At 53.9% G+C, this 12295-nt stretch carries 12 protein-coding genes; 2 read left to right on the forward strand and 10 right to left on the reverse strand.

Annotated features, from left to right (window positions below):
* The first annotated feature begins 164 nt into the window (after window positions 1–164).
* A complete protein-coding gene (locus K0I63_RS13945) occupies window positions 165–1601 on the forward strand; it encodes a DUF3300 domain-containing protein (RefSeq protein ID WP_258406876.1) in 1437 nt (478 codons plus the stop codon).
* Window positions 1602–1695: 94 nt separating this feature from the next.
* Here K0I63_RS13945 and K0I63_RS13950 read toward each other — a convergent pair whose 3' ends face one another.
* Entirely contained in the window at window positions 1696–2208 is a 513-nt protein-coding gene (locus K0I63_RS13950) for a YgjV family protein (RefSeq protein WP_220081430.1), read from the reverse strand.
* 227 nt (window positions 2209–2435) lie between these two features.
* Complete coding sequence (locus tag K0I63_RS13955) at window positions 2436–3014, reverse strand: Crp/Fnr family transcriptional regulator (protein WP_220081431.1); 579 nt, start codon at window positions 3012–3014, stop codon at window positions 2436–2438.
* Window positions 3015–3206: 192 nt separating this feature from the next.
* Between K0I63_RS13955 and K0I63_RS13960 the strand changes: the two genes are divergently transcribed.
* A complete protein-coding gene (locus tag K0I63_RS13960) occupies window positions 3207–3557 on the forward strand; it encodes a putative quinol monooxygenase (protein WP_220081432.1) in 351 nt (116 codons plus the stop codon).
* 82 nt (window positions 3558–3639) lie between these two features.
* Here K0I63_RS13960 and K0I63_RS13965 read toward each other — a convergent pair whose 3' ends face one another.
* The 8 genes from K0I63_RS13965 to K0I63_RS14000 form a co-directional block, all read right to left on the reverse strand.
* Window positions 3640–4707: a M43 family zinc metalloprotease gene (locus tag K0I63_RS13965; protein WP_220081433.1), complete on the reverse strand. Its 1068-nt coding sequence runs from the start codon at window positions 4705–4707 to the stop codon at window positions 3640–3642.
* Between the two features lie 560 nt (window positions 4708–5267).
* On the reverse strand, window positions 5268–6038 hold the full coding sequence (locus K0I63_RS13970; protein WP_220081434.1) for a hypothetical protein: 771 nt from the start codon (window positions 6036–6038) through the stop codon (window positions 5268–5270).
* A gap of 148 nt (window positions 6039–6186) precedes the next feature.
* Entirely contained in the window at window positions 6187–7404 is a 1218-nt protein-coding gene (gene nqrF, locus K0I63_RS13975) for an NADH:ubiquinone reductase (Na(+)-transporting) subunit F (protein ID WP_011866501.1), read from the reverse strand.
* A 41-nt stretch (window positions 7405–7445) separates the two neighbouring features.
* Window positions 7446–8054 carry an NADH:ubiquinone reductase (Na(+)-transporting) subunit E gene (gene nqrE / locus K0I63_RS13980; RefSeq protein WP_011866502.1) on the reverse strand — a complete coding sequence of 203 codons (609 nt, stop codon included), beginning with the start codon at window positions 8052–8054 and terminating at the stop codon, window positions 7446–7448.
* Window positions 8055–8058: 4 nt separating this feature from the next.
* Window positions 8059–8682: an NADH:ubiquinone reductase (Na(+)-transporting) subunit D gene (locus K0I63_RS13985; RefSeq protein ID WP_011866503.1), complete on the reverse strand. Its 624-nt coding sequence runs from the start codon at window positions 8680–8682 to the stop codon at window positions 8059–8061.
* A 1-nt stretch (window position 8683) separates the two neighbouring features.
* Window positions 8684–9454 (reverse strand): Na(+)-translocating NADH-quinone reductase subunit C, encoded by a 771-nt coding sequence (locus K0I63_RS13990; RefSeq protein ID WP_220071951.1) that lies wholly within the window; start codon window positions 9452–9454, stop codon window positions 8684–8686.
* A 108-nt stretch (window positions 9455–9562) separates the two neighbouring features.
* A complete protein-coding gene (locus K0I63_RS13995) occupies window positions 9563–10777 on the reverse strand; it encodes an NADH:ubiquinone reductase (Na(+)-transporting) subunit B (protein WP_220081435.1) in 1215 nt (404 codons plus the stop codon).
* On the reverse strand, window positions 10777–12138 hold the full coding sequence (locus K0I63_RS14000) for a Na(+)-translocating NADH-quinone reductase subunit A (protein WP_220081436.1): 1362 nt from the start codon (window positions 12136–12138) through the stop codon (window positions 10777–10779). The genes K0I63_RS13995 and K0I63_RS14000 overlap by 1 nt, the downstream gene beginning before the upstream one ends.
* Window positions 12139–12295 lie beyond the last annotated feature (157 nt).

Here is a 12295-nt window from a genome sequence, read left to right on the forward strand (position 1 = left end):
AGAGTTCAGACTTAAGCGTGAGCAAAAGCCGGGGTTGAGCTAAAGCCTAAATCAGCTCGGTTCGCATTTATTATTTTTACCCCATTTTTAGCTTTCAGCTAATGTTCATCTTGGGCCTTTTATTATCTGAGTAAATCCAATGACAGATAAGCCTAGGAGACGTTATGAAAAGCATCAGACAATGGACTTTGCTCCTGCTCATTGCCCTTTCACAGTCACTGCTTACCCCTTCAGTGTCGCGGGCAGAAGACGCTGTTCAAGAGATCCAGTTTAGCGATGCCGAGCTTGCGCAGATGCTGGCCCCCATTGCCCTGTATCCCGACAGCCTACTCACCCACATTTTAATTGCCTCCACCTATCCGCTAGAGGTGGTGCAGGCCAATCGTTGGCGCAACAAAAACAAGTCGTTAGAAGGCGCTGAGGCGGTTAACCGCGCTGAGAAACAGGACTGGGATCCCAGCGTCACCGCCTTGGTCGCCTTTCCCGACCTGCTGCAACGCCTGAGTGATGACCTAGAGTGGACCCAAAAGCTGGGCGACGCCTTCTTGCAGGACGAGGAGCGAGTGCTGGACAGCATTCAGAGCCTGAGACAACAGGCCGAGCGCGCCAATGCCTTCGACGATATGGAGAATATGAAGGTCACTAAGGTCAATCGCCAGATCGTTATCGAACCTGTGCAGCGTGAGGTGATCTATGTGCCTTACTATGACACCCGAGTAGTCTACGGCCATTGGCACTGGTACAACTACCCGCCTGTGTATTGGGCCTATCCGCCCCATTACGCCGGTTACTACCCGGGCCATATTTCGGGACACTTCTACTTCAACAGCGGCATACATATCAGCTTTAACTACTTCTTCAGTGCGTTTAGCTGGCGTCAGCGTCACATAGTGGTGACCCATCACCACCACACGACTCGTTACCGCCCTTACAGCCGAATCGTGACCAGCAGCGGCGCCCAACGTTGGCACCACAAGCCGGTGCATAGACACGGTGTTGCCTATGGCTCGCCTAAGGTGAAGGCCCGCTACGACAAGTATCGTCCTAACCGCTATGACGTAAAACACAATAGCAGCATGGAGCACTACTCCAATTCAAAGCAGGCCAAGCCGAGTCAGGCCAAGCACTATAACGCGGCGCAGGTTCAAAAGCGCCGCGAGCAAAACTTCAGCCACAAGCTGAGCGATGCCCGCAGCCAGCATGACCGTCATCAAAACGCGCATAAGACGCCGACCAAGTATTATGAGAAGCGCGACCGACTCAGCCTGAATGACAAGGCCAATCGCTCATCGAGCAATAAAGCCGACAACAGGGCGAAAGAGTGGAATAGAGAGAAGAGCCCTCAGCGAAACGATAGCCATCAGCGTGAAATGAAGAGCCATCAGCGAGAAGTGATGAGCTCTCAGCGGGAAAGGAGCCATCAGCCCCAGAGCTACCAAAGAGAAAGGAGCCCTCAGCGGGAAGTAAAAAGCCCTCAGCGGGAGATGAGCCCTCAGCGAGAAGTGAAGAGCCATCAGCGGGAAAGGAGCCATCAGAGCAATAACGGTCGCGGCGCCTCATCTCACAACCAACAGGGCCGAACTAAGCAACATGATAACTAACATTATTGGCGGTGGCAATCACCGCCGCCATTTTTCTCGAATCAGATTTCAATACTCGGATCCCGCCCCCTATTCACCTAAATCTACCAGCGTCTTAATCTACCAGCCTAGGGCGCCACGGCAAGCCATAGAAGCGGTAGTAGCCCACCAGATTACTGCCGATGAACAACAGCTCCATCAACACAGCCGTGGGCGAACCCACCAGATAATTGTTAAGCAGCCAGATGCTGGTGCCCACTAACATCAGCTGTCTCAGGCGTTGATCCCTTGGACAGAAGGCGGCAATAGTCTGAGTACAGCTGCCGGCAAAACTTATCAGGCTCAGGGGGCCAGCATAGGTAAATAGGGCGATCAGGCTATTGATCCCCAGAAACAGCCAGAGCAGGCGCCGCGAGTGCGAAAATACGGTCACCAGGTAGCGAATCGCGGCGACCAACATGAGCCCGGCTGCCGTCCACTGGAGCAGCAGCGCAAAATGAGCGCTGATTAATACCCCAGACAGTGCGAGGCAGAGCACTATGTGGCGCTTCTGCTTGAATTGAAAAGAGAGAATGTCTGTAACGATCGCCATGGCGATCAGGCATTGAGAGAGAAGAAACAGCGACATACACCACCTAAGATTTCAACATGCGAAAGATGGCGCTAGTATGGTTCAGCCTTGATTCAAGGTGCATTAACTTAAGATAAGCCGGGAAGAATCTTTTCGGTGCTTATATGTACTAGCTTAAACCAAGGCAGAGAAAGTGTCGCACCGTTATCTTTTCACCTATAGCAATAAATCTGTCTTTTTAAACTACTACTTCTCATTCGTTCCTCTCATCACTTAGTCTCAGGTTAGGCTAGCCTGGCCTTGAGCCGCGACAGACTCACGGGCGTAATACCTATATAGCGAGCCAGCTGCACGTTACTCAGGCGCTCGACCCACATGGGCCTATGGTTGACCAGATAGAGGTATCGCTCCTCGGGACGTTTGAGCAGTAAGAAGGCCTCCTTCTCCTCCTTGTACAGCAGCTGTTGACTCAGCAAGGCGATCAGCACGCCTTGCCAGCTGGCCTGTTTTAGCTGCGCGAGGGGGAAGCGCACCAGGGTCGCGTCACTCACCGCCTCCAGCTGATAGGGCGCCGCATCCCCCGTCAGCAGGCTGTGATAGAGCAGACAGAGCTCCCCTTCGAAATAAAACTCCTTCGAAAACAGGCCGCCACAATCGCCATAATACTGAGCGCCCAAGATGCCACCGACGATGAAATAACCATGCTCCTGGCAGGCCCCTTGGTGCAGCAGTATCTCACCTCTGGGCGCGCGAATGCATTTGGCCTGACTCAGCGCCTCACAACATTCATTATCCGCCAGCCCAAGCTGACCTAGTCGCTCAGCAAAAATGCTAAGGGCATCATTAGCTGGTCTCTGTGTCACTCTGTTTCCTCTGCGCTCTGTTTAGGCCCTGATGATAGCACTCCCAGACGACACTGAATAACCCTTGCCCTTTTCGCCAGATACGTATGAGCATATCAGTAAAACGCCTCCTTTAAACCGCGCCGTTTTTTAGGCTAAACTCAGAGGTCATCCATGATTTTATTTAAGTTTTTAACCAGCGGAGAGCCACAGATGTCAACACGCGTTTTTGTGATAGCCCAGTTTCGTCCCAAGGCGGGAAAAGCCGCCGAACTCTTCGAAATACTCAAGGCTCTGGAGCCCGACTCACTGCGGGAACAGGGCTGTATTCAGTACATTCTCACCCGCCAGATAGATCATCCGAGCGCCAGTCGCACCGACTACCCTATCGTGTTCAATGAGATCTGGGCCGATGGCGAAAGCTGGGCGGCTCACGGCCGTCGCCAGCAGATCAAACACTTCTTCGACACTCAGGTAAGCGACCCCGCAGGCCTGGTGGATGATGCCATAGTGACCGCCTATACCGACGAGGGCTACGAATACGACGCCCCGGTATTTATCTAGCCATTTGCCTAATCCTCGCCTCAAGAGGTAAAAAACGCAGCCTAGGCTGCGTTTTTTTAAGCGTTTTTCATGGCTTTCGCTATTAGTTGGCTACACCTGTCGCGGCCTGGTTTTGCGTCGACCAGAGGGTCACGCGAGCCTGACTGTCGAGGCCATTAACCATACGCGCCACCTGATCTTGGGTGAAGTTGGCGTATTGATCTGAGTAGGCCATAAAGTTCTGCCAGTTGATGGTCTGTCCCATGCAGTTGACTATGCCGCCATCACCCGGGTTCATCTGCCAACTGTTTTGCTGTGGCGTATCACAGTTCTCATCGCCCGTAGTGCCGCAGCGGCGCTCCATGCCACGCTTACAACCGCCTTCGAAGGTGTGGATCAGATCCAGGAAGTGACCAAACTCATGGGTCAACACAGAGCGAAAATTCTCATCGGTATTGCTACCAAGGTAGGCGCCGTTGTAGGTCACCCGTGCCAGTCCCTCGTCTGACATTGTGGTATCCGGGTACCAGGCCACCCCTGAATTGTTGGTCACCCCATCGGCATAGAGGTCGTTCTGAATATAGACATTCATGTACTTGTAGTTATCCCAGTGATCCCGCTTCACATCTGAACTGGAATAGTTACCCGCCCCGGACGATGCCGGATGATAGACGATACCCGAAGTGGGATTCCCCTGGGGATCGATACTGGCTAGGCGAAACTCGATATTGAGCGCCTGCTTCACCCCTTGGAATTCTGCATCTATATCGGCGAAATCGGCGGTGCGCCCTTGAAAGTCTTCGTTGGTCTTGTTGAGCGCATCTATGATCACCGCATCGGTCACCGTCTTGCCATTGAACTGGGTGCCATACACGTGGAACACGACAGGGATCACATAACTTGGGGTCGTCGACAGGGCCAGCGCCGAAGGGGTATCGCCGGTCGCCACACTGGCGTCATCGCCAGGCTTGGCCATGGCGCGCTTACGTTCAAACAGCTTAGTATGACGAGCCTTGGCCTCAGCCTCGGCGGCAGGGAAATTACGATAATGCTGAGCGTTGATCTCCCCCGCCTTACAGTGATCGGCGGCAAACTCGGGCTGCTTGGCGCTAACGCCTGCGCTAGTGGTCAACAGGGCGGCCAGGATAGATAAAGTCAATTTGTTGGTCATGTTATTAGTCACTCTTATTGTTAGCTTTTTAGGGTAAATCGCCCTCTCCCTGGCGTCTGCGCTTCCTTTCGGGTGAATAACAACATTACCTATTGAGATAAAATATTCTGTATACAATATACTCAAATAAAAATAGGAGTAAACCCAAATGTGAATATTTTGTAAATCTGTGATTTCACATAGACTGCTGGATTGCGGTGACACAACGGCAACTCGACTCAAAGCTAAAGAGACAAAGAAGTATGTTGATTGAACGTGGGATATTGCTGGCTAAGTGGTAGGTGGCGTCAGCAAAGATTTATAGTATCAAACTGATTTTATTCAGGTAAATACATTAAAAAGACATAAGAAAGCACAAGTGCGATCGCCTGATGCACTATCAGAGAGGAGCGTCGCCAAAGATAACGCTCTGCCAAATAGAAAGCGCAGACAAATAGAAAACGCAGAAAAAGAGAAAGCGCCGCTAAAGATAAAGCCTTGCCAGCAACTCGACTCGACCTAATGGGCTAAATATTTGGGCTTGTCTAGCGCCTTACTTCCCTGCTATCGACCATGACCCACTAATAGCCAGTCTGAGCACCGGCCCTCGCCCTGAGCAGTTTAAACTTATGAAATCCCAGGTTTCTCAGCCTTTGTAGATCGAAATCTATCATGCCCTGCATCTCTCTCGCCTTAAGATCTTGGGAGCACTTAAACTCGCCCCCCTGCCCCTTATTAAACTTAGAGATAGACTTGTAACAGATTCGCGCCGGGCAGGTGTAGGCACAGCCCGCATTGGCAAACAAACGAATACGATCTTTCTGCGCCAAGGCCGCCAAGAAGGCCTCTTCATCGTTGAGCACCATAGGAAGCACCAGGGTGTCGTAGAGCCCAAAGGCCTCTTCGATCTGCTCGGGTTTTAGCAAATTCTTAATCACGCTGGCTTCGATGTCATAGTCGGGAAATTCCTGCTTGATCCAGTAAGCGAGGTCATCGTTTGTGCAGATAATAGAGTTGCGCTTGTGATGATACTTAGCCAGCAAGGCGCGATTGGCGTCGAACTCTTCCTTGGTGGCAAAGTGGTTGGTAAAGGGAATTCTAAGCCCAATACCATGATCCGCCAGCAGGCCCGTGTCCCGCTCGGACAGCTGGCGCATCAGATAGAAACGCCCGCCATATAGGGTAGATGGCTCGACGAAACCAAATACACTCTCAATCTGCCCAAGGGGCACCGCGGCAAAGTGTTGTCTTAAAAACTTAATCACCGACTGATGATCCGCCTTGCCCCGCGCCGAGATGGTATAGGTACTCTTGGGTGTATTGTTCTCGCAGCTATCTGCCTTGTTGCTCATATCATTGCTTAGTTAACCTTTAGATAACAAAACAATATAAAGCTAAGCCTGCTAGACCACTATGACACAGATCAAATAGCAACCTGTCCCACGTCGACATAAAAAAACGCAGCCATTGGCTGCGTTTTTGTAATAGAAAGATTAAGGATTAATCGCCGAAGTCGTCCAGTAGTATGTTTTCCTGCTCAACCCCTAAGCTCTCCAGCATGTTGATCACCGAGGAGTTCATGATCGGAGGGCCACACATGTAGAACTCACAGTCTTCCGGCGCCTTATGATTCTTCAGGTAGTTCTCATAGAGGACGTTATGGATGAAGCCTGTGTAGCCGTCCCAGTTGTCCTCTGGGAGCGGATCCGACAGGGCCACGTGCCACTCGAAGTTATCGTTTTCCGCCGCCAACGCGTCGAACTCCTCCTGATAGAAGATCTCGCGGCGTGAACGGGCACCGTACCAGAAGGTCATCTTACGCTTGGTCTGCTCACCCTTAAGCTGGTTAAAGATGTGTGAGCGCATCGGCGCCATGCCGGCACCACCACCGATAAACACCATCTCGGCGTCCGTCTCCTTAACGAAGAACTCACCAAATGGCCCAGAGATGGTGACCTTGTCGCCCGCCTTGAGGTTAAAGATGTAAGAGGACATCTTACCCGGTGGCAGCCCTTCTGATGGCGGGGTGGCGATACGCACGTTGAGCATGATCACCCCTTTCTCATCCGGGTAGTTGGCCATGGAGTAAGCGCGCAGCACATCTTCCTCTACGGTCGAGACCAGATCGAACAGGCCATACTTTTCCCAGTCGTCACGGTATTCGGTCGGGATATCGAAATCGCTGTATTTCACCTCGTGAGCCGGCGCTTCAATTTGAATATATCCGCCCGCCTTGAACTTCACATCTTCCCCTTCGGGCAACTTGAGCAGCAGCTCCTTGATGAAGGTGGCCTGGTTATCGTTAGAGATCACCTCACACTGCCACTTCTTGACGCCGAAGATCTCCTCCTCCAGCTCAAGCTCCATGTCTGTCTTCACCGCCACCTGACAGGCCAGACGACAACCCTCTTTGGCCTCTTTCTTGTTGATATGGTCACGCTCGGTCGGCAGGATATCGCCGCCACCCGACTTGACCTTTACCCGGCACTGACCGCAGGTACCGCCGCCGCCACAGGCCGAAGGAATAAAGATATTCTTGCTCGCCAGGGCGCCCAGTAGCTTATCGCCTGCCGCCGTGGTTATGCTCTTGTCATCATCGTCGTTGATGCGGATGCTCACGTCACCGTTGATCACCAACTTACTCTTGGCGACTAAAATCACCATCACCAGCACACACACCACTATGGTGAACATGCCTATGCCTATTGCCATTTCCATCTAATAACCCTTTTCTTAATGCACTGACACTAGCACGCCCGTTACAGCGAGATGCCGGAGAAAGACATAAAGCCCAATGCCATCAGGCCCGTGGTAATAAAGGTGATACCCACACCTTGCAGCCCGGCTGGAATGGCGTGAAACTTCATCCGCTCACGCAGGCCCGCCAGCAGCACGATGGCCATCGCCCAGCCAAGGCCTGAACCGGTGGCAAACACCACAGACTCACCCAGGGTGTAGTCGCGGTTAGCCATGAAGATCACCCCGGCGAAGATGGCGCAGTTCACCGTCAGTAGCGGCAGGAAGATCCCCAGGCTGTCGTACAGGCTAGGAATATACTTATCCAGAAACATCTCCAGGATCTGCACCAAAGCCGCGATCACCCCGATGAAGGTGATGAGCTTAAGGTAGCTCAGGTCCAGCTCGGGATAGCCCGCCCAGGCCAGGGCGCCCGGCGCCAACACCTTGGAGTAGATAAGCTGGTTCAGCGGCACCGCGAGTGTCATCACCACGATAACCGCAATACCCAGACCGAAGGAGGTCGATACCTTCTTCGACACGGCCAGGAAAGTACACATGCCCATGAAGAAGGAAAGCGCCATGTTGTCGATAAAGACGGCCTGAACAAAGAGATTGATATAGTGTTCCATAGCCTTAACCTCGCTTACGCTGGATAACATTGATGGCCCAGATCAGTAAGCCAATCAGGAAGAATGCACTCGGCGGCAACTTAAACATCTCGTTGGCCAGATACCAGCCGTCGTTCTCGACCGTCTTTAAGATCTCATGGCCAAACAGGGTGCCGGCGCCCAGTAGCTCACGCACGAAGGCGACGCTGAGCAGGATAACGCCATAACCCATGGCGTTGCCCATGGCATCCACCACAGCCAGATGCGGCGGCATCTTCATGGCGAAGGCTTCGGCGCGGCCCATGATGATACAGTTGGTGATGATCAAGCCCACAAACACCGACAGCTGACGCGACAGCTCGTAGGCCACATCCTGCAGCACCATGTCGACGATGATCACCAGGGATGCGATCACCGTCATCTGAGCGATGATGCGCACGCTGTTAGGAATAAAGTTACGGATGCTGGAGATGATCAGGTTGGAGAAGACCAACACGAAGGTCACCGCCAGGGTCATCACCAATGCGGTCTGCATTGAGTTGCTCACCGCCAGCGCCGAACAGACCCCCAGCACCTGCATGGCCACGGGGTTATTGGCGAAAATCGGGCCGGTTAGAATGTCCCGGGTCGCCGTCATACTCTTACTCATCTTAAACCTCCGACGCTTTTAGCTTGTGAAGGAAGGTCTGATAACCTTCGACCCCAAACCAGAACTGCATGGCACGCTGTACGCCGCGTCCCGTCATGGTCGCGCCGCTCACGGCATCTACACCATGGAGATCGCCGGCCTTAGCACCGCCCTTGACCACCTTGAAGGAAACCTGTCCCTTCTCATCAAACAGCTGCTTGCCCTTAAGCTTGTCGGTCCAGGCCTTGTCGTCGAGGAAGTCGCCGATACCCGGTGTCTCACCATGCTCGTAGAAGACCACGTTTTCTATGGTGTTCAAGTCTGGCTTGAGCGCCACATAACCATAGATGATCGACCAGAGCCCCTTGCCATAGATAGGCAGCACCACGGCGTGCAGCTCGCCCTTGTCGTCAAACACCTTGAACACGCGGGCCTGATTGGCGCGGGTCTTGATTTTGGCGATATCTTTCTTAGGCTTGCTCGAGGTCTGCGGATTGATGGCCGCCATGCGGTCGTCGAAATCCAGCACGTTCGCCTGGCTATCGATAACTCCAGTGTCCAGCTCCACCAGCAGAGGCTTCACAGACTGCTCGAAGATGGCGCGAAAATCTTTGTCGCCGCTGATATCGATATCGGCGGCCAGCAAGACGTTGCGCTTAAGCTCGTCGCGCTTCTTCACCAACTTACGTTCTTTGAGTACCTCGGCCGTTCCTGTGATCATAAAAGAACAAGAGAGGCAGAGGACTAGTGTGAAGATCATGGTCCCCACAACGGTATCTTTCTTAAATGCCATTAGCGTTGCTTCTCCATAGTGGCGCGCTCTCTGGAACGACGAAACAAAAAGGATGCGAAGATTGACGACCAGAGGTTGGCGGTCTGGATCCTTAACATATGTTCTGACTTATAAGACATTGCGTTTCAGCCTCCGCTTCATGTTGCTGCGCGCCACCAGGTAATCGAAGAGCGGCGCCCACAGGTTGGCAAACAGAATCGCCAGCATGATCCCTTCAGGCATCTTGAGATTCAGCACGCGGATAAGTACTGTCATGAAGCCGATCAGGGCGCCGTAGGCAAACTTGCCTTGGCGGGTATAGGCTGTGGTCACAGGATCTGTGGCCATAAACATCATCCCCAGCGCGAAGCCGCCGGTGACCAAATGCCAGGTCCAAGGCATGGCGAACATCTCGTTCTTGGCCGAACCGATAAGGTTGAACAACACGGCGGTTGCCACCATACCGGCCATCACACCGGCCACCACGCGCCAGTCGGCCAGGCGAGTCAGCAGCAGGAACAGACCGCCGATCAAAATGGCCAGCGTGCTGGTCTCGGCGATAGAGCCGACGGTGAAGCCGAAGAAGGCATCCCACCACAACGGGTCACTAAAGGCCTGATACCAGGTGTAACCCTCGAAACTCATCTTGCCCGCAGCAGTCTGAATCAAGGTTGTCGCTCCCGAGAAGCCATCGACCGCCACAAACTGGGCGATCTGCGCCACCTCGGTCGGGTAGGCAAAGTAGATAAAGGCGTAACCAGCCAGCGCAGGGTTGAGGAAGTTGTACCCCATGCCGCCAAACACCTCTTTGGCCATGATCACCCCGAAGGTGATGCCAAGGGCCACTATCCACAGCGGAGTCGATACCGGCAGGATCAGGGTAAACAGCAAGGCGGTGACGAAGAAGCCTTCATGCAGCTCCTGGCGACGCACCTTGGCAAACACCATCTCCCAAAACAGGCTCACCAACAGCGCGGTAAGATAGATGGGCAGATAGAAGCTCAGGCCATAGCCAAACAGGCCAAAGAAACCGCTCTGCTCGCCGAGGCCGCCGGTGATGGCATTGAACGGCAGTAGCTGCCAAACATCGGGCGTGGTCAAGCCAGAAGCCAGCGCCAGCTGCGCCTGCAGACCCAGGTTATAGATGCCAAACAGAATCGCCGGCAGCAGACACAGACCCACCAGGGTCATTGTACGTTTTACATCGATCGCATCACGAACATGCACCTTACCTTTGGTGCTACGGCCATGGGCATAAAGCAGCGAGCGCAGGAAGCTACGCATCGACGAGCCGTGGGCATAGTAATTCTCTTGCACATCTGGCTTATTGTCTTGCTTACTCATTAACCTTCCCTCTCAATAATATCTAGGCAGATGCGAAGTTCCCGTCCGAAGTCATATTTACCCGGACAGACAAAAGTACACAGGGCCAGATCTTCTTCATCCAGCTCTAAGGCCCCCAGGGCCTGCGCCTCATCTGTGTCACGCACCACGAGATCACGCACCAAAAGGGTCGGCAGGATATCCAGCGGCATCACGCGATCCAGCTGACCGAAGGCCATCATGGCGCGGTGTGAACCACCGGCATGAGTAGTCAGGTCGAACAGACGCTTGGTCGCCTTGAAGCGAGAGGTCACGGCGCGGGTGATAGAAAACTTGTCTGCGCCGCCGCGCACCCATGGCAGTAGCTGATGTTTAGCGTCTTCCGCCAGCACGGAGATCTGCTGATGGAAACGGCCCAGATAGTCGTGAACGCCAAAGGCGGTATGGCCAGCCAGTACAGAGCCTGACACCACACGGTTGCTGCCTGGCTTGATCTCACCCTCTACCAGGGTGCTGAGCTGAGCGCCCAGCTGAGTGCGCAGCAGTCTTGGATTGAGCGCCGTCGGGCCACCCAGGGCCACCACGCGATCTGTGTAGAGCTCACCGGTCAGGAACAGCTTGCCGTAGGCGATCACATCCTGATAGCCAAGGTGCCATACTGGGCGTTCCAGGCTGGCAGGCGCGATGAAGTGAATATGGGTGCCCACCAGACCAGCGGGATGCACACCGGCAAAACGATGGCTCTCGACGCTCGGCAGATCGGCGCCCGGCAGGGCTTCACCGGCATCGTGACACAGGTGGATCTTGCCAGAGGTGAGATAAGTCAGTACCTCAAGTCCGGCGGCAAAGGCCTCACGCTGCTCTGCGATGATCACGCGGGGATCGGCCGCCAGCGGGTTGGTGTCCATGGCGTTGACGAAGATGGCGGCAGGTTCGCTGTCGAGCAGGGGCACGCGCGAGAAGGGGCGAGTGCGCAGCGCGGTCCACAGACCACTCTCGACCAGGTTTTGCTGTACGGCTTCACGGCTCAGGCGGCTCAGATCAGAATAGGCCTTAAAGGTGACTTGCTCATCGCCCTCGACCTGGATCACCACAGACTGCAACACACGACGCTCGCCGCGGTTGATCTCGACGACCACACCACTGGCCGGCGCGGTGAAACCTATGCCCGGCGCCTTCTTGTCTTCGAACAGGGTCTGACCCTTCTTCACCCGATCGCCGACCTCCACCAAGAGGGTGGGTTTCAGGCCAACATACTCTTCACCCAGCAGTGCCACCTTTGCAGGACGAGCGCAGCAATCTATCTCTTGCCTCGGCTCGCCGGCGATAGGCACATCTAGGCCCTTCTTTATCGTCTTAATCTTGTCTGGAAAACCTGCCATCGCAAACATCAACCGTTACTAAATTGGGATGCCTCATGGTAAAAGTTTGTTAACCGGGATTCCGCTATTGAGGTCACATTCCGACACCAGCCTGTAACTTAGCTACAGTTTTTCCGCCGGATTTGTGATCCTGATCGCTGGCGAATCCTAAGAACTG

The organism is Shewanella rhizosphaerae (assembly GCF_019457655.1).
Lineage (GTDB): Bacteria > Pseudomonadota > Gammaproteobacteria > Enterobacterales > Shewanellaceae > Shewanella > Shewanella loihica.